This is a genomic window from Rhodococcus sp. 27YEA6 (assembly GCF_044908235.1).
In the GTDB taxonomy this organism is placed as follows: Bacteria; Actinomycetota; Actinomycetes; order Mycobacteriales; family Mycobacteriaceae; genus Rhodococcus_F; species Rhodococcus_F qingshengii.
This window is the reverse complement of record NZ_JBIYCY010000010.1, coordinates 88,792-106,257: the sequence shown is the minus strand read 5'-3', so window position 1 is coordinate 106,257 and position 17,466 is coordinate 88,792. Positions and strand designations below refer to the sequence as shown.

The window sequence follows — 17,466 nt, the reverse complement described above, 5'->3', positions numbered from 1 at the left end:
ATTGGAAGGCTGTTCGTCTTCGACAACTCCGGATCTGACCGTCACCCCGGGATCTGCATGGCCAGATCGTTGCGGTCGAAATCGGAGAACTGCTGGGTGTCAGTGCAGTATCCACAGCTCGCTCCGAAGAACTCGGTGCGAGCGTTCGGATCGTCGAGTAGCCAGTACCGCAGCCACGCCGTGCTCGGCCCGCGCATATCGCCGCCGTTGATCGCCGTACCGAAGTGCGTGGCGCCGCGCAGTTCCAGATACTCGGCAGGCACGTGGTCTGCGTCCTCGTACATCGCCCGCACGATCGCCGGCCAAACGATTGCGTCGGCCTGGCCGGCCAGATAGAGAACGGGCTCGTCGATGAGATCGACATCATTGAGCGGGCCTGGTTGGATCGCGACGGCGGTGTCGACGCGGTCGTCGATCGCCGCGTTGATCGCCGCAGACCCGCCCTGCGAGTGCCCCACCGCACCAATGTGTTCCAGGTCGACTTTGCCGTAGAAGACACTCGACGGGCTGGCCGCTTTGTCCGCGATGAGGTCGATTCCCGACCGCATGGTGATGGCGAAATTGCTTGCCGGTGTATTGGCGGCGACCACGATGAATCCGTGGCTGGCGTAGTGGCGCAACAAGGAGGTGTACGCACCGGGGAGCACACCGGTACCGTTCCCCCAGATCACAACAGGGTGCTTCTCGCCGCGCGCGCCGAGCTGGCGCGGGTAGTACAGAGTGTGCACCAGCCCGATCGAGACGTTCGGGGTGTACGGCCCTGCACTCGCCCAATCGTGCCCGACGCTCGGGATGCCGGGCGCATCGGCAGCCGCTGTTCCGGTTGCGCCCGTGAGTCCTAGCGTCGCGCACAACGCAACCGCCGCTGCAGCATTCACGAAATGTTTCAGAGACTTTCGCATGAAAGTCAACCTTTCGAAGTTGATCCGGAGTGACGTGTATTACATATTCACGGGAAGGCAACCCGTCGGCTTTGTTTCAGGAAACGGACTATCCCAGAAGTGTTGTGTCTGTGGACAAAATCATCGTTCTCGGTGGATGCCCGGGCGACGCGAATACCCAGAGCGCAAGGTCGAGATCGCCTCGGCCTACGGCTTCCGCGCGGATTGCTCGGCACACAGCCGTAGGAAATGTTCGACGATCTGCGTGTTCGGGCCGTCCCTTGCCACGGCTGCGATCTTCCGTGGGGGCAGTTCGAATATCTCGCCCACAGTGCACCCGCGTTCGGATGCTCGCTCGGCACTGGAGAGTTCGAGGATGACAGCACCGATCCCTTCGTACGCGAAATCCGCGAAGGCATCGCGGTGCTGTGACCTCATCACGAATGCGTGGTCGATTCGCGGTTCGATCGACCGCAGATGGCGATAGACATCGGAAGTTTCGAACCGTGGTGCGACAACCAAGCCGATGCGCATGAGATCTTCGCCGATGAATACCCCGTCCACCGGTGACGGGGTACCGGGCGGGCAGACGAGCCGCAACTTGTGGTCCGGAAGGCGCACCGTGCGCGTCCCGGGAACACCGGTGGGCGGCGACTCCATTATTGCCACGTCAGCGGTGCCTGCCATGACCGGGTGAATCGCATCGGCCACGGATGACCCAGGTGGATCCGAGATAGTGATCCTCAGGTTCGGCACCTCCGTGCGCAGCGCTCCGAGCAGTACCGCTGCGGGATCGTCCGCAAGGCTCGCTGTCGTGGCAACACTGAGGCGGGGGACTGCTGGCAGTAAGGACTCGCTGTCGACCACTAATCGGTCGAGCGCGGCCAGCGCTTCGCGTGCTGGATCGATGAGATTCCGTCCGCGTGCCGTCAGCGTCGCGCCGGTCCGGCCTCGATTGAAAAGCCGTCCTCCGACGCGTCTTTCGAGCCGCGCAATTGATTGAGAGACGCTCGATGTTCCCGTGAACTGATTTGCCGCTGCCGCCGTGATACTGCCGTGTTCGACGACGGCAAGGAAGTCTTGTAGCTGCCGCGGATCGATTCGCGGGGTTGCGGACTCTCCGAAGTTGCTCATCCAGCGTTCCCCATCCCACCTTCGTCACGTAATCGGCTGGTCGTCTCGATAAACGCTTGTGCCGCAGGCGATGGCGTCGAACCGTGGAACATCCAAATATCACGAGTGAGTGGGGGCCGAGTACGACACAGCACCACACCTTCTCCGACTGTATCGGCGACAGATTCGGGAAGGAAGGCGACGCCGACTCCCGCGCGTACCAGTGGGATCATCGAGGCCACAGAGATAGTCTCCGCAACCACCGCCTCGTCCACAGTGCCTTCGCCCAGGCGTTCCGCCAACAGTCGCCGAGTGACATCGTCACGCGGGCTGGTGATCAATCCGATTCGCAACAGATCCGTCAACGCCGCTGCCCCCTCGCCTTCACTTCGTGCGGCCGGCACCAGCGCAACGATTTGTTGCCGGCCGAGAAGGATACGTTCAACGCCCTCGTCGAACACCTCGTCCACCCCGAGGCCGATATCAGCCTGACCCGAGGCGACCACCGTTCCGATTCCGTCGGTGTCGTTGCTGAGCATCGTCACCGCAACGTTCGGAAACTTTCTTTTGAACGCACCCAGGGCTGTGGCCGCTGGATCACGCGCCAGTGTTCGCGGACACACGACCGTCAGCCGACCCCGCTGCACGACGTTCAATGGATGCAAAGCGTGATCCAAATCCCGGTATGCCCGAAGTACTTGGGCCGCCGGACCTGTGAGATCGCGTCCAGCGTCGGTCAGGGTGACTCCCCGCGAGCCACGGCGGACGAGCGTCAGGCCGCACTCTTTCTCCATCCTGGCGAGAGCCTCCGAGATTGTCGGCTGGCTGACCCCCAGTCCGCGAGCCGCAGCGGAAATGCTGCCCCGATCAGCAAGGGCGAGAAAGTATTCCAGATGACGCCGGTCCATTCGGGGTTCCCTTCTCGTGGCAGTCCTCGCGCGCGCCCGATTTTGCGCCCGTCAGGCATAGGGAAACCCTATGGCATACCTCTCGAATGTGGCGTAGACGGGAAGAAGAATCCCGTGATCTGCTTCACATATGAACGCAGTGAGCAACAACCCGGGGAGCTTCGACCAGAGGCACCCGTCTGCTTTTGTCGAGCACCTATCGCCGCCTGCGAGCACTACGGAGGAGGCGCCGAAATGACCGAAACCATCACCGCAAGTTCGCCATCCGGTGCTACGTCACCCCGTTCCGTGAGGCGGGCGCGCTCTGAGCCGAAGCCCGCTCGACAGCGTCGATCCGGTACGCGACTCACCATCGGGGTACGACTGGCCCAGGTCGCGCTGCTTCTGGTCCTACTCGGAGCGTGGCAGCTCGTCGCATCGCACGGTTGGATCGAGCCAGTTCTGGCCAAAACGCCAGGCGAGGCCTGGGCCTACTTCACCGCAGCGGTGCAGTCGGGCGAGATTTCGTCGAACTTGCGTGCCACGATGACTGCCGTCGTGATCGCGTGGATCCTCGCTAGCGCAGTCGGGGTGGCGGTCGGACTCTCTCTCGGACTGCTTCCGACCCTCGAACGCATCATGAGTCCGTTCCTGGATGCGGCGAATGCCATGCCACGTCTTGCGCTGGCGCCTCTGCTTATCGTCATCTTCGGGATCACGATGACGGCGAAGGTCGCTCTCGCGTTCACACTCGTCTTCTTCATCGTCTGCTCGAGTGCACGAGCCGGTGTGAAGTCGGTGGACGACGAATGGCTCCGACTATCCACTGTCCTGAATGCCAGTAAGACACAGGTGTTCTGGCACATCCTCCTCCCCGTCGCAACACCTGGCATTTTTGCCGGTCTTCGGTTGGGGCTGATCTATTCGCTACTTGGCGTTGTCGGTTCGGAACTGATCTCGTCACGGGACGGGCTGGGCCAGCTTGTGTCGATCTACTCGGCCCAGTTCCGGATGGAAGCGGTCTACGCGATCCTCATACTTCTCGCAATCGTCGCAGTCGTCCTCAACCAGGTCATGAACTTCGCCGAGCGCTACCTCCTTCGGTGGCAGCCGCCGGCTCGACGATGACAGGAATCATCATGGATACCAACGTGATTACACCCGCCGTACAACTCGACGGACTGACGATATCCTTCCCCTCACCCGACGGGTCGACGAAAACTGTGGTCGACAATCTCGACCTCACCATCCCTCGCGGACAGTTCGTGAGCTTGGTCGGCAGGAGCGGTTGCGGAAAGACCACTCTGCTCAACGCGCTCGCTGGATTGGTGGACGCAACAGAAGGGAAGACTGAGGTCCTCGGCACAACACCATTCGACGCTCGTTCTCGGATGGGCTTCATGATGGCCCGAGATGCGCTGTTCCCGTGGCGAACAGCGCAGAAGAACGTGGAGTACGGTCTCGAATTGAGGGGAGTACCCAAGGCGGAGAGACGAACTCAATCAGCGCGCTGGCTTGCGGCCGTTCAAATGTCCGAGGCGTCACGGCTGTGGACTTGGCAACTCTCCCAAGGGATGCGCCAGCGTGTCGCGTTGGCCCGAACGTGGGCACTGGATCCGGACATCTTGTTGATGGACGAACCCTTTGCCGCCCTCGATGCGCAAACCCGAGTCGAAGTACAGCGAGAATTCCTCGAGCTTTGGCAATCCCAGGTAGGCCGGACGGTCATCTTCGTAACCCACGACCTCGGCGAAGCCATCTGTCTCTCCGACCGCGTTCTGCTGCTCGGGGCCGGCCGGGTGATCGACGACGTCAGCATTGACATCGAACGCCCCCGCGAACTCGAAACCCTCACCGCCGAACCTCGATACATCGAAATCTTCAACCGGCTGCGTGGTCAGCTCGACCACTGATGTGCCCAGCCAACTCAGCTTGATTTCTGATGCGCCCACCCAACTCAGCTTGATTTCTGATGCGCCCAGCCATCAAGGAACAGGAATCCCATGAAACTTCGACCTTTTGTCGGCACAGTCATTGCAGCGGCCCTACTGCTTTCCGCGTGTGGAGGGGGAGGGCGTCCGAACGACGGTAGCGTCGCCATCGGGGTCTACCCTGCGAGTGCTTTGTCCCTGCCTGTCTACGTCGCTGTCCAACAAGGAATGTTCGACAAGGAAGGCCTCCACGTCGAGCTCATCGACGGAAAGAACGGGCCCGAACTCATCAGCGGTCTCATCGGCGGTACAACCGATCTCGCGGTCGGTGCACCCGGAACCGTCGTGCCGGCCATAGAGCAAGGGCAGAGTCTGCGGCCACTGTCCCCCTACGGGTCGATCGATCTTGCGATCGCCGTGACGAAAGACAGCGGCATCACCACCATCGAGGATTTGCCCGGCAAGCGGATCGCCATACCGTCACGTGGCGGCGCGGCCGAGCAATTCGTCAATCAGCTTCTCGCAGAGAGAAACATCGACGCCTCCACGGTGCAATTCATCGCAGCGGCACCTACCGCGAGTCAGATACCACTCGCACGAAAGGGCGACATAGATGCCGCCGTTCTCACCGCTGCCAGCCAGGCCGTATTCGATGCTCAAGGAATTCCGATGACGGCGATTACAGAAGTAGACCCGGTGGGCTCTGACGGCGTGAGTTCATACGGCCTGGGCACGGTGCTCGTCACGACAGCCACATTCGCTGAATCCGATGCTGCTGCCCCCGTGTGTGCTGCGCTCGAGGCCGCAGCAGGGTGGATAGCCGATCCCGCGAACGAGCAAGCAGGAGCTCAACTTCTCACCGAGCGAATGAATGTTCCTGCTGACAAAGCCAACCAGGTGTGGGCTTCGCAGAAGACCCTCTGGCCGGTCGAGATTTCAGCCGACCGATGGACCCAGAACGTCGCATGGGTGAACAACCAGACCTCGGGCAAGTCCGACGCAGACGTCCCTTTCGACCCCCTCTGCTGACCAACGCCTCCCATACACAATCCAGTTCGTCTACCACGAGAGAGAAGAAACGATGACACAACTCGCTGACCAGTCAACACAATCCGAATCCCAGCACGATCGCCGGCAGCTCACCGAGGCTTGGTCTGCAGTCACCGACAGCCTTGCGACATTCGGTTCGACCGCTGCCGCTACCGGATCGCCGCTGGACAGCGCCGAAGGTGTACGGCACGCACTTCGTCTGTTCGGATACCTCGCCGAGATGAACATCGAGCGCCAAGACGTACTCCGGCCTGAACTCTTCACCCTGATGTCACCGATGCGAAAGTTCTGGGGAGACGGCATCGACGTCGACTACTGGACTGCGATGATCGACCCCAACGAGACATACCGTATTCACGGTAACCGTGGCACAGTGCCGTACGTCGCCGTCCTCGCCAATCGTGTCGGCGCGTCTGGGACCGACCGGGTCGCCGACAACATCGTCATCGACGACAAGGTGTGTGACGCGGACGGCAACTTCGAGATCTTCGTCGCACAAGAACTTAAGGGGCGCAGCGGCATTCGGCTGGATGAGCGCTGCTTCGACGTAGTAGTGCGTGTGTATCACAAGACGCGTAACACGGAGATCGATCCTGTTCTCCACATCGAGCGCCTCGGTCCGCCGCCTGGTGCACGCCCCGATCTCGACACGGCGTGGCTGGTCCAGCGCCTGACGAAACTTGCGCGTGGCATGGACGTGAGCCTTCGACGCAGTCTTCAGCTCATCGAAACACTCAGTCAGTCTCCCAACGAGATTCGCGTGACCTCGGAGCAGCGAGGGTGGGGAGACTTCTACGGCACCAGCTCCAACCAATACGTTGCCGGCTGGTGGTCACTGAAAGACGCTACTGCCGTGGATATTACATTCACTCTCCCGGACTGCACCTACTTCGGAGTGATGCTGTACAACCACTGGTTCGAGTCCTTCGAGTACCGCGACCACACCGTCAACCTCAACGACGCACACTTCGAACGCAATGACGATGGAACGGTGACGATCCGAATCGGGGGAGCAGAAGGTGACAGAAACCGACTGAACCCCTGCAACCACACCGAAGGAATTCTGTTGGCGCGCTGCCTGGAGCCCGCTGAGGATGTCACTTCGCCTCATGTGGAGATCATTCGATGACCGACGAAGTAGACCTGCCGTTGGCAGGTGTCCGAGTAGTGGAGATCGGTCAGCTGATCGCAATACCCAGCGCCGGGCAGCAGTTGTCCGACCTCGGTGCGGAGGTCATCAAGCTCGAGCCCCCCGGCGGTGAACCGGCCCGACAAATCGACGCCGACTACGCGCGCGGCATCTTCTACGGGTACAACCGTGGAAAGCGTTCAATCTGCCTCGACCTCAAAGACTCCGCCGATCTGCAGCGAGCTCGGGATCTGATCGCATCGAGCGACATCTTGCTGCACAATTTGCGTCCGGGAACCCTTGATCGATTGGGATTCTCCTCTACCGAACTCCAACGCCTGCGACCGGAAATCATCGCCGTCTCGGTGAGCGGGTACGGGGCGGAAGGCCCGTCCGCCACCCGCGCGGGGCTCGACATCGCTGCGCAAGCAGAGAGCGGACTGATGTCGGTGACGGGTGAGGCGGATAGCCCGCCACAACGTGTGGGCGCACCGGTCATAGATCATGCAACGAGCTACGTTGTCGCTCAAGCGGTACTGGCAGCGCTACTGCGGCGCGAACGCACCGGCAAAGGATCGTCCGTCCGAGTTTCCCTGCTGGACGTCGCAATCCACTTGCAGACCGCCAACTGGATCGAGTGGCAGGTATCCGGAAAGCCCATGAGTCGCAAAGGGAACGGACAACCAAGCGTCGCACCGGCAGCAGACGTCTTTCGCGCCGCCGACGGCGAGCTGGTGATCAGCGGATACCAACCGCAAGCCTGGATCGAACTGTGCAAGGCGATCGACCTACCCGAGTTGGCCGACGACCCGCGGTTCACCACCAACGCTCTGCGCGTGGAAAACCGTGTTGACCTCGTCGCCACGATCGAGAAGCAGCTGTGCCACCGTAGCGCCGCGGAAGCGGTAGAGCATCTCACTGCGGCCGGAGTGGTTGCCGCAGTTGTGCGTGACTACGACCAGGTAATTTGCGCCGACGATGTGATTGCGAACCGTACCTTCATCCCCGGCACCAACGAACATGGCGAACAATATTTGACGCCTGCCATGCCCTATCGCGCCGAACCTCCGATGGCACGAACTGAACTTTCACAGGTTCCGGCCTTGAACGAGTGGACAACATCGACGAGCTGAATGCGCCGTTCGGGTCGAAATTGACTTTGCACCAACGCAACTGACAAACAGATAGCCATGCACCATCGAGGAGATGTCCAGTGCTGACCACCGCATTTACCGAGACATTCGGAGTTCGCCACCCAATCGTGCAGGGCGGCATGCAATGGGTGGGGAGAGCAGAACTCGTAGCGGCAGTTGCACACGCCGGCGCGCTCGGCATGCTCACTGCCCTGACACAGCCGACACCTGACGATCTTGCCCGAGAAATATCCCGAACGCGCGAGCTCACCGATCAACCTTTCGGGGTCAACCTCACAATCCTCCCGACGATCACACCTCCGCCCTACGATGAGTATCGCAACGTGATAATCGACTGCGGAGTGAAAGTCGTCGAGACAGCTGGATCGTCTCCCGCGCCCCATCTGCCGCACTTTCACGGCGCAGGCATCAAGGTTCTCCACAAGTGCACCAGCGTCCGCCACGCGGTCAAAGCCCAGGCCCTCGGTGTCGACGGCATCAGCATCGACGGGTTCGAATGTGCCGGGCATCCAGGGGAAGACGACGTACCGGGTCTCGTCCTCATCGCTGCAGCAGCAGAGCGGATCAGCATTCCCATGATCGCGTCCGGTGGATTTGCCGATGGGCGAGGATTAGTGGCGGCCCTCGCGCTCGGCGCCGACGGCATCAACATGGGTACACGGTTCATGTGCACCGAGGAGTCTCCGATTCACCGCAACATCAAAGAGGCGATAGTCGCTGCCTCGGAGGTCGACACGGAACTGATTTTCAGGTCACTACGCAATACCGCACGGGTAGCACGCAACAGCATCAGCCAAGAAGTTGTCGAAATCCTTTCCAGTGGTGGCAAATTCGAAGACGTTCGACATCTTGTGGCCGGTGCGCGGGGCCGAGCGGTGTTCGACAGCGGCGACCAGGAGGCTGGCATCTGGACGGCTGGCACTGTGCAAGGATTGATTCGCGACGTCCCCACTGTGGGTGAATTGGTGGAACGTATTGTCGCAGAGTCCGAAGCACTGATTGCCGGACGGCTTGCCGGCCTCCTGGACCCGGTCAGCGCCTGACTACGTCCGAACCCGCTGAGCGCTACAGTCGGCCAGTCCTTCGCGCATGACCCCTGCCGTTGCGCTCGTCGACCCGCATGCCGCCGATACCTCGTCCTCGATGCGTCGTGCGGTGACGGTGAGCTCTTCGCGATCGCCTCGCGGCTTGTCATCGCCGTTCGATCGTTTCGGGTGCATCCCGACGATCATTGACGCCAGGACGAGGAAAGGAGGTGTACTCCGAATTGCTTGGGGTCATCAGAGTGACGACCGCAAGGATTTCGATCGGCACCGAACACGATCTACTCGACGTTGTGGCCATGGGGCTACCAAAACATCACCGTCGGCCCACAGCAGCTCCCCCCATTACGTCCCCCGACATTTCTTGGCTTCGACTGCATACAGCAAGGACGAGAGCCCGGCGCGCCCGTCCCGACTGTGCGATCGTCGAAGTCGTCTCACAACCCTTTCAAGGCACCTAGTCCCTATGGCGCTACGATCCCCGCAACAATCTTGCGCTTGACCGAATACTGAAGTCCCACGAGCCCGATAGCGTTCGCGATAGAATCCGATATTTCGCTCGCATCGTCCGGGGCACACCGAAGGGGAATCAAGAGCATGCATGCGGTACCGACCCGGAGGGCGAAATTCGTTGCAGCGGGATTGATCATCGCTGTGGCTACTGCTGGTGCTATCGGTGTATCGAAGATCTTCGCTGCACGCCCATCCTCTGCGAATATCGAAGAGACCATCACGAAAGCGGAACGTGGACGGCACAATCCAGCGTGTGAACCCATCCCGTCGAGGCCCGATGCAGCTACGTTGCGTCGCTCTTCTGACGCGTCGGTTCGTTTGACGAACGTGGTACAGACTGCTGCGCAGCTCTTGCGAGTCAACGGAGCGGCTTGGGGGCCCCAAGTCGCTGTCGGTACTGAGCTATCCATTGATGAAGCTTTCGAGAACGCCGGTTCGATTCCCGGAGATGCGATAGTCGCAGAAGCGGAGTGGCTTCGTCAGGCGCAACGAGATGGACTCTACGACGACGCAGATCGTTCGCTCGATTCGCTTGTCCGGCACATCGAGTCGACAACCATCACGGACGTCGACCTCGCCAGCCATCTGGGGCCGAATTGGCCCGCAGTAATCGATGTCGTCGGGACTGTCGCCGTGATCGGGTTCGAGGAGTACGTGAGCAAGGTGCGCGCGTCACCCCCGATGAGAGCAGCTGACGCGCTCGACCTTCGATCCGCGTTGCGGGAGAACGCGGTAGCCCTCGGCCTGGAGGCGGAGTGGGACGGCGCTCAGGAGTTGGTCGCTCTCTACTTTCAAGGATGCACTTCGGCCGCGCTGAGCCGGCGAGAAGCGAACCTTTCGGTCGAGGATTACATCCATGATTGGGACCTGGCGGAGGCTCTGGCACGCGACGCCGTAGCTGCTGCTTTCGCAGCAGATCTCACGAGCAACGAGAACCGTGGACGAGTCGAGATCTTGGCACGAGGTCTTCAGATCATCCAGGCGCCAGACGAATTGGGTCCAAACGACCGGTTGACCCGATCCGTGGATCCGAACGAAACCTTGCATCCGGACGAGGTCGCGCTTCTCGAACTGGAAGATCCATTGATCGAGGGCGAGTGACACGACCAGAGCCTCCGGCGAGGGTGGCGCGGCAAGCAGAAGGGTGGTTGCCGATGTGGCACCGCGCTCTCAGAACCGAAGTGACGCAACATCATCGTGCTCTCCTCTTCGGTGCCCCCTTGCTCACGCAGACAACGCAGCACCTCCTTTCGATACGCACGTAATCGAACCCCGAAAATCATGTCCTCTAGCTGACGGTCCATCCAGTCGAAGAAACAGTTCGCGTCGTGCGGCGGCAGCGGATTTACCGTGGGTATGCCCAGTCTCGAAGCCCCAGCAGAAGCCGAGGGTCTCGACTAACTTTGCCGGACCGACTGCAATGGTCAGCTTCGGCGGAGTGAATCTCGGAAGAAGAAACCTTCGTCCCCGATATGCCAACTCCCTTTGCAGCTGGATCAACCCGCGGCATACCTCGCGATAATTGTTCACCTCAGTGCCGCTGTTCCGACCAAGGAAAGGTCGAGGCGCTTCTCCACGGCGAAGTCGATGCATGTCGCGCCGCCGACACCATTCACCTGAGTGCCGGGAAGGGTGCGCACTGGATTCGGCGTCCGTCACCAGAGTGCCAGTGATGGCTACAGCCCCAGTACTCAACCCAGGCGTCATCACGCAGCTGTTCCCGAAATTAGGCAATCGGTGGTTAGGTAATTCGACCTTTTGGGGATCGAATCCACCGTAACCGATTCTCGCCCTCCACTGGAGATGCAACGGCGCGCCGCCGAGAGCCATGAGGATTTCTGAAAAACTGCAGATCAAGTCAGTATTGACGCCCACGGACTAACCTCGCCCTCTGGTTCCGCTGGCCAAAAGACAAACGATTGTGGCGTGCGCCACAAATCTCCTATAGGGTAACCACTGTTAGCCTGCGACGGGGTGCGAGACATTTCCCAGCGCCGGATCCACGCTCTATCCCACTCCTGAACAGACCGAGCGAGAGCTGAGCGCTCTTGACGACGTCGTGGTGGATTGAGGATCAAGAAAGAAAGATGGTATTGCCGTGCAGTCATCACTTGTCTCTCTGCCGTCCATGGAGAGAGTCCGCATTGGCGCTCCGGTCGCGGAGGCCGCGGCCCAGGAAGCAGAGTTGCTCGGGGCGAACCGAGTCTTCGTCGTATGTAGCGGGACGCTCAACTCGCAGACAGACGAGATCGCTCGGGTGATCGAGGCACTGGGTGATCGATTCGTGGGACTGTTCGATGCGGTTCGACCCCACGTACCGCGCGAAGACGTCATTGCTGCCACCCGAGTTGCTGCCGACGCCGATCCGGACATGCTGTTGTGCGTGGGCGGCGGATCGGCGACGGACCTGGCGAAGATCCTTGCAATCACTCTGGAGCACGGAGTTCGCGAGGCATCGCAAATGGACGCCTACCACCTGCAGGTCAATCCCGACACATCGGTGACCGCCCCCGCCTTCTCCGCCCCGAAGATCCCGGTAGTGGTGGCGCCCACGACCCTGGCGGGAGGTGAGTTCAACGCGTTGGCCGGGTCGACGGATGAGAAGAGCAACGTCAAAGAGGGTTACTTGCATCCGGCGATGACCCCGAAGGCTGTCATCCTCGATCCTGCACTCACGCTGCACACGCCGGAGTGGCTGTGGCTGTCGACCGGGGTTCGCGCACTGGACCACGCCTTCGAGACCTTGGGCTCGCTCGAATCGAACGGGTACTACGACGGGATGGCGATGAATGCCATACGACTGCTCTCCGAGGGACTCGTCCGAGTGAAGGAAGACACCGACGACGTGGATGCCCGTCTGATGTGCCAGGTCGGTGCGTGGTCGTCAATGGTCGCGATCGTCGCAGGCCTCGACATGGGCGTCAGCCATGCCGTCGGGCATGCACTCGGCGGTTCGTTCAACGTCCCACACGGGTACACCTCCTGCGTCATGGCGCCTTTCGCGCTCGAGTACAACCGCGAGGTCAACGAGCATCGCCAGGCGCTGATCAGTTCGTCCTTGGGTGCGCCGCAAACGCCGGCACACGAGTTGGCGGACTCGCTGATCCGGCGACTCGGCATGCCGAGATCGCTGGGAGAGGTCGGGCTGACCGACAACGACCTCCCCAGCCTGGCTACGTACACGTTCAAGGACATCTGGTGCGGGACCAACCCGAACCCCATCGCGAATCCTGACGCGTTGGTTCCTTTGTTGCGGCGGGCACTCTGATCGAGCCCGAAAACAGGTGATCCCCCTCCACGTCGGGTGGAGGGGGATCACCTGTTTTCGGGCTGAACGGGCGTCACCGTCGGCTGGACGTACCGCCGGTACCACTTTGCGTTCCGGGACGGTGACGGAGAATTCCGACGACGATGTAGTCCACGTAGGTTGCCACCAGCGCCTCGATATCGTGGTCGTCCCGGAGCCACCAGCTCACACCATTCATGAGGTCGAGCACCGCAACAGCCGCACGCTGTGGGTCGGCGATCTCGAACTCTCCGGCGCGGACCCCGGCAGCAATCACATCGCGCACACGCCTCTGGTAGTACTTGCGGTACTCGAGCACCCTCATACGGTGCTCGTCGGTAAGCGCCGAGATCTCTCGAAGGCTGACCAGATGCTCGACCCTGTTCATCGCTAAATACCGTAGATGAACATCGATCAGCGAGGTGAGTCGCTCGGCCGGTGTTCCAGTCTCGTCGAGGACAAGTAGATGCTCCTCGACCGGGTCCCTGGTCATCTTGAGCGCGATCGCGTAGAGGATCTCCTCTTTCGAGCTGAAGTGGTTGTAGAGGCTCGCGCCCTTGATTCCTACCGAATCTGCGATGCCACGCATGCCTGCCGAGTGGTAGCCCTGATCAGCGAAGTATTCGGCCGCCGCGGCCAGTATGTCGTCACGTCTGCTTGGAAGACCTTCAAGCCGTGGTCGACCGGATCCGGGTGTCGCGCTGCTGGCAGGATCGATGTTCAGCGTTTCAGTCCTTTGCATACAGGCGGCGTAGTTCTCTCTTGAGCAGCTTCCCCTGAGGGTCTGTGGGCAGCTCATCCACAATCGTGATCGCCTTTGGAACCTTATAGCCTGCGAGCGCGGCCTTGCAGTGGTCTCGCAACTCCTGGCCGGTGAGATCGCTGCCGTCTACGACGATGACGAAGCCGGTGACCGCCTCGGACCAGTATTCGTCCGGAAGTCCCACGACGGCGGCGCGCGACACCTCGGGGTGGGCTTGTAGTACGCGCTCGACCTCCTGCGAGGACACGTTGTAGCCGCCCGTCTTGATCATGTCCTTGCTGCGATCGAGGAAGAACATGTTGCCCTCGGAGTCGCGACGTACGATGTCGCCGGTGTGGACCCAACCACCCTCGAGGACAGCTGCGGTTTTCTCGGGATCCTTGTAGTAACCCAGCATCACCGACGGCGTGCGACAGAGGAGTTCACCTCGCTCTGCTTCATTTCCGTCGGCATCGACCACCTTGACCTCGAGATGGCCTACAGGCTTGCCGATCCAGGTCGGATCCTGATCGGGAATGTCCTCGAGTCGCTTGAACCAGCCGACGGAGCCCAACTGCGTCAACTCGGACTGACCCCAGTAGGTGCCCCACACCGATGCGGGCGCCGCGTGGTGCCATGCGTCCACCGTTCGCGGCGAGACCTGACCTCCGTAGGTCAGGCAGCGCTGGATGGTCCCGACAGTCTCAGGACCGAAGTCAGGATGATCTGCGAGCGAGATGAAGAAGGTCGGGGTTTGAGCCAGGACGGTGATCTGCTCCGTTTTGATCATGTGCAAAGCGTCGGCAGGCGCGAGGCTGGCCGGGAGCACGAGCGTCGCTCCCAATAGCAGGAGCGAGGTCAGGGAGCCGATTCCGGCAATAGTGTGGAATGGCATGACGTAGAGCCAGACGTCATCGTCCAGGCATCGCAGTCCCCATGTGTACGCAGGTGCAGTGGAGACCAGGTAGTTGCGATGCGGCAGCATAACGCCCTTCGGAGCCGCCTCGGTTCCACTGGTGTACACGATCATTGCGAGATCGTGCTCGTCGACATCGCAATCCGGCTCTGTCGGCGACGAGGACTCGAGGAGTTGATCGAAGCAGTGGCCGCCGAACTCGTCCGTGCTGTCGAGAACAACGATTTCGGGGCGGGTACCGAGTCCCGGCAGCGCTTCTTCCAGTACCGGCAGGAATTCCGCGGCCACGACCACAACCGCGGGCTCGAGGTGCCCGATCTGTTGAGCCACTTCGTTCGGCCCGAAAAGGACATTGATGCCGGAGTACACCGCCCCTATTTTGAGAGCACCGTAGTAGGCGACTATCGACTCCACGCGATTGCGGGCCATCACGGCGACCCGGTCACCGCGGGAAACACCGAGTCCGAGGAACATGTGGGATGCCCGGTTGGCATCCTGATTGAGCGCACCGTAGGTGGTCACGGTGCGTCGACCACCTGGGGCATACGACACGATCGCCGGCTTCGAGTGTCGACTCTGCGAGTGGCGGCGAAGCTGGTCGCCCAACGTCGCTCGCCCTAGCGGTGACGACTGGGTCGCTGTGAGGGATCGGACAAGCGGACCTGAACTCCGTCGCATATCAGTGGCATCCGATTCGACACTTGTCGACAGATCCATGGTTCCTCAACTTCCTGAATGCTTACCGCGGTTAGTATGATGTGGCTCATACTGTCATCGGCATCCACGCGGGTCAAGCAGAGTTTCCAAGCAACAATGGGAATATCGAAATCACACTTGGTTGTGTCGCTAACGACTGTTAGCCTGCATGACATGACTATCGTCACTGACCTGGACCGTGACCACCTGCGTTCGGCGGTGTTACGGGGCAACGTTCCGACCATGCTCGCCGTGTTGCTGGAGCTGACCGCCGATGAGCGGTGGGTGGCACCCCGCTATCAACCCACGCGCAGTCGGGGCATGGATGACAACTCCACGGGAGGACTTCCGGAGGAAGTTCAGTCCGAAATCCGGAGCGCGTTGATCGACGCAGTGGAACGCTGGTGGACGCTGGACGAGCCGTCCCGGCGGACGCTGGACAGCTCGGAAGTCGAGCGAATCCTCAACTTCACCTGCAGCGAGACCGTGCCGCCGGACTTCGCGCCGATGATGGCGGAGATAGTCAATGGTCCGCAGATCAAGCCTGCCACCGCCAAGTGCAACGAGCGACTCCACGCCATCGTGATCGGAGCCGGCATCGCGGGGATGCTGGCCTCCGTCGAGCTCACCCGCGCTGGAATCTCTCACGTGATCCTGGAGAAGAACGACGACGTCGGCGGATCATGGTGGGAGAACCGCTATCCGGGCGCCGGAGTTGATACACCGAGCCACCTTTACTCGATCTCGTCGTTCCCTCGTAACTGGTCGACCCACTTCGGCAAGCGCGACGAGGTTCAGGGATATCTCGAGGACTTTGCGGAGGCCAACGACATCCGGCGCAATGTCCGCTTCCGCCATGAGGTGACGCGCGCCGAGTTCGAGGAGTCGAAACAGAGTTGGCGTGTGTCCGTCCAGCGACCAGGTGAGGCACCGGAGACCCTCGAGGCTCCCATCCTGATCAGCGCGGTCGGTCTGCTCAATCGTCCCAAGATCCCGCATCTACCGGGAATCGAGACCTTCCGTGGTCGCCTCTTCCACTCCGCCGAGTGGCCGAACGAGCTCGACGATCCCGAGTCGCTCCGCGGAAAGCGAGTGGGCATCGTCGGTACCGGAGCCAGTGCTATGCAGATCGGCCCGGCCATCGCGGATCGTGTCGGATCGCTGACGATCTTCCAGCGCTCACCACAGTGGATCGCACCGAACGACGACTACTTCACGACCATCGACGACGGCGTCCACTGGCTGATGGACAACATCCCCGGCTATCGCGAGTGGTACCGGGCGCGTCTGTCGTGGATCTTCAACGACAAGGTGTACTCGTCCCTCCAGGTCGACCCCGACTGGCCAGAGCCGAGCGCCTCGATCAATGCGACCAACCATGGTCATCGCAAGTTCTACGAACGCTATCTCCGCGATCAGCTGGGTGATCGAACAGATCTGATCGAGGCATCTCTTCCGGACTATCCGCCCTTTGGTAAGCGAATGCTGCTGGACAATGGCTGGTTCACGATGCTTCGTAAGCCCGACGTCACACTGGTGCCCCACGGAGTCGACGCCCTGACACCTTCTGGACTCGTCGACACGAACGGCGTCGAGCACCAGCTGGACGTCATTGTCATGGCGACGGGTTTCCACAGTGTGCGCGTTCTTTACCCGATGGACATCGTCGGTCGATCCGGCCGGTCCACCGGAGAAATCTGGGGCGAGCACGACGCGCGCGCCTACCTGGGAATCACAGTTCCTGACTTCCCCAATTTCTTCGTCATGACCGGACCGAACACCGGCCTGGGACATGGGGGGAGCTTCATCACGATCCTGGAATGTCAGGTCCGCTACATCATGGATGCCTTGAAGTTGATGCAATCGGAAAACCTCGGCGCGATGGAGTGCCGGGCCGAGGTCAACGATCGATACAACGAGGCCGTCGACCGACAGCACGCACAGATGGTCTGGACCCATCCGGCAATGGAGAACTGGTACCGAAACCCGGACGGTCGCGTCGTGTCGGTCCTTCCATGGCGGATCAACGACTACTGGGCCATGACCTACCGAGTCGACCCGGCAGATTTTCGTACCGAGCCGGCACGCTCCGAGTCGGTCCCGACTCCGACCGCGCGAGGGTGAT

15 protein-coding genes are annotated in these 17,466 nt (G+C 61.0%); 9 read left to right on the top strand and 6 right to left on the bottom strand.

The annotated features are described in order from the left end of the window. Positions 1-41: 41 nt before the first annotated feature. From ABH939_RS23225 to ABH939_RS23215, 3 genes are all read right to left on the bottom strand, one after another. Entirely contained in the window at positions 42-902 is an 861-nt protein-coding gene (locus ABH939_RS23225) for a chlorophyllase/cutinase-like alpha/beta fold protein (RefSeq protein WP_021346076.1), read from the bottom strand. Between the two features lie 186 nt (positions 903-1,088). Then, complete coding sequence (locus ABH939_RS23220; protein WP_083058617.1) at positions 1,089-2,015, bottom strand: LysR family transcriptional regulator; 927 nt, start codon at positions 2,013-2,015, stop codon at positions 1,089-1,091. Beyond that, a complete protein-coding gene (locus tag ABH939_RS23215; RefSeq protein WP_007735587.1) occupies positions 2,012-2,902 on the bottom strand; it encodes a LysR family transcriptional regulator in 891 nt (296 codons plus the stop codon). The genes ABH939_RS23220 and ABH939_RS23215 overlap by 4 nt, the downstream gene beginning before the upstream one ends. A gap of 234 nt (positions 2,903-3,136) precedes the next feature. Here ABH939_RS23215 and ABH939_RS23210 point away from each other — a divergent pair, with 234 nt between their 5' ends. The 6 genes from ABH939_RS23210 to ABH939_RS23185 all read left to right on the top strand — a co-directional run bounded on the left by ABH939_RS23210 (position 3,137) and on the right by ABH939_RS23185 (position 9,188). Continuing rightward, the gene (locus ABH939_RS23210; RefSeq protein ID WP_030537155.1) at positions 3,137-4,009 is read left to right on the top strand and encodes an ABC transporter permease; all 873 of its coding nucleotides are present in this window, start codon (positions 3,137-3,139) and stop codon (positions 4,007-4,009) included. Positions 4,010-4,020: 11 nt separating this feature from the next. Beyond that, a complete protein-coding gene (locus tag ABH939_RS23205; RefSeq protein WP_037126877.1) occupies positions 4,021-4,794 on the top strand; it encodes an ABC transporter ATP-binding protein in 774 nt (257 codons plus the stop codon). Between the two features lie 90 nt (positions 4,795-4,884). After that, positions 4,885-5,841: an ABC transporter substrate-binding protein gene (locus tag ABH939_RS23200; RefSeq protein ID WP_030537154.1), complete on the top strand. Its 957-nt coding sequence runs from the start codon at positions 4,885-4,887 to the stop codon at positions 5,839-5,841. Positions 5,842-5,893: 52 nt separating this feature from the next. After that, positions 5,894-6,991, top strand: a complete 1,098-nt coding sequence (locus ABH939_RS23195; protein ID WP_063315430.1) for a hypothetical protein — start codon at positions 5,894-5,896, stop codon at positions 6,989-6,991. After that, entirely contained in the window at positions 6,988-8,124 is a 1,137-nt protein-coding gene (locus ABH939_RS23190) for a CaiB/BaiF CoA-transferase family protein (protein ID WP_211921758.1), read from the top strand. The genes ABH939_RS23195 and ABH939_RS23190 overlap by 4 nt, the downstream gene beginning before the upstream one ends. Positions 8,125-8,204: 80 nt before the next feature. Next, positions 8,205-9,188 carry an NAD(P)H-dependent flavin oxidoreductase gene (locus tag ABH939_RS23185; protein WP_404650201.1) on the top strand — a complete coding sequence of 328 codons (984 nt, stop codon included), beginning with the start codon at positions 8,205-8,207 and terminating at the stop codon, positions 9,186-9,188. Here ABH939_RS23185 and ABH939_RS23180 read toward each other — a convergent pair whose 3' ends face one another. Continuing rightward, on the bottom strand, positions 9,189-9,365 hold the full coding sequence (locus ABH939_RS23180) for a hypothetical protein (RefSeq protein ID WP_156511704.1): 177 nt from the start codon (positions 9,363-9,365) through the stop codon (positions 9,189-9,191). A gap of 420 nt (positions 9,366-9,785) precedes the next feature. On the opposite strand from ABH939_RS23180, the gene ABH939_RS23175 reads away from it, so the two are divergent. Together ABH939_RS23175 and ABH939_RS23170 are read left to right on the top strand one after the other, a co-directional pair. Beyond that, positions 9,786-10,802: a hypothetical protein gene (locus ABH939_RS23175; RefSeq protein WP_404650200.1), complete on the top strand. Its 1,017-nt coding sequence runs from the start codon at positions 9,786-9,788 to the stop codon at positions 10,800-10,802. Positions 10,803-11,799: 997 nt separating this feature from the next. After that, positions 11,800-12,969, top strand: a complete 1,170-nt coding sequence (locus ABH939_RS23170) for an iron-containing alcohol dehydrogenase (protein ID WP_211921764.1) — start codon at positions 11,800-11,802, stop codon at positions 12,967-12,969. 73 nt (positions 12,970-13,042) lie between these two features. Here the strand turns inward: ABH939_RS23170 and ABH939_RS23165 are convergent, their stop codons facing one another. Both ABH939_RS23165 and ABH939_RS23160 read right to left on the bottom strand, forming a co-directional pair. Continuing rightward, the gene (locus ABH939_RS23165; RefSeq protein ID WP_404650199.1) at positions 13,043-13,729 is read right to left on the bottom strand and encodes a TetR/AcrR family transcriptional regulator; all 687 of its coding nucleotides are present in this window, start codon (positions 13,727-13,729) and stop codon (positions 13,043-13,045) included. Then, positions 13,716-15,323, bottom strand: a complete 1,608-nt coding sequence (locus tag ABH939_RS23160) for a class I adenylate-forming enzyme family protein (RefSeq protein ID WP_404650230.1) — start codon at positions 15,321-15,323, stop codon at positions 13,716-13,718. The genes ABH939_RS23165 and ABH939_RS23160 overlap by 14 nt, the downstream gene beginning before the upstream one ends. A 192-nt stretch (positions 15,324-15,515) precedes the next feature. Here ABH939_RS23160 and ABH939_RS23155 point away from each other — a divergent pair, with 192 nt between their 5' ends. Next, entirely contained in the window at positions 15,516-17,465 is a 1,950-nt protein-coding gene (locus ABH939_RS23155; RefSeq protein WP_404650198.1) for a flavin-containing monooxygenase, read from the top strand. Position 17,466: the final 1 nt, after the last annotated feature.

Excerpts from the sequence above, each read along its gene's own strand:
- ABH939_RS23225 (WP_021346076.1), bottom strand. The coding sequence starts at position 902 with ATGCGAAAGTCTCTGAAACATTTCGTGAATGCTGCAGCGGCGGTTGCG.
- ABH939_RS23220 (WP_083058617.1), bottom strand. The coding sequence starts at position 2,015 with ATGAGCAACTTCGGAGAGTCCGCAACCCCGCGAATCGATCCGCGGCAG.
- ABH939_RS23215 (WP_007735587.1), bottom strand. The coding sequence starts at position 2,902 with ATGGACCGGCGTCATCTGGAATACTTTCTCGCCCTTGCTGATCGGGGC.
- ABH939_RS23210 (WP_030537155.1), top strand. The coding sequence starts at position 3,137 with ATGACCGAAACCATCACCGCAAGTTCGCCATCCGGTGCTACGTCACCC.
- ABH939_RS23205 (WP_037126877.1), top strand. The coding sequence starts at position 4,021 with ATGGATACCAACGTGATTACACCCGCCGTACAACTCGACGGACTGACG.
- ABH939_RS23200 (WP_030537154.1), top strand. The coding sequence starts at position 4,885 with ATGAAACTTCGACCTTTTGTCGGCACAGTCATTGCAGCGGCCCTACTG.
- ABH939_RS23195 (WP_063315430.1), top strand. The coding sequence starts at position 5,894 with ATGACACAACTCGCTGACCAGTCAACACAATCCGAATCCCAGCACGAT.
- ABH939_RS23190 (WP_211921758.1), top strand. The coding sequence starts at position 6,988 with ATGACCGACGAAGTAGACCTGCCGTTGGCAGGTGTCCGAGTAGTGGAG.
- ABH939_RS23180 (WP_156511704.1), bottom strand. The coding sequence starts at position 9,365 with ATGCACCCGAAACGATCGAACGGCGATGACAAGCCGCGAGGCGATCGC.
- ABH939_RS23175 (WP_404650200.1), top strand. The coding sequence starts at position 9,786 with ATGCATGCGGTACCGACCCGGAGGGCGAAATTCGTTGCAGCGGGATTG.
- ABH939_RS23165 (WP_404650199.1), bottom strand. The coding sequence starts at position 13,729 with ATGCAAAGGACTGAAACGCTGAACATCGATCCTGCCAGCAGCGCGACA.
- ABH939_RS23160 (WP_404650230.1), bottom strand. The coding sequence starts at position 15,323 with ATGCGACGGAGTTCAGGTCCGCTTGTCCGATCCCTCACAGCGACCCAG.
- ABH939_RS23155 (WP_404650198.1), top strand. The coding sequence starts at position 15,516 with ATGACTATCGTCACTGACCTGGACCGTGACCACCTGCGTTCGGCGGTG.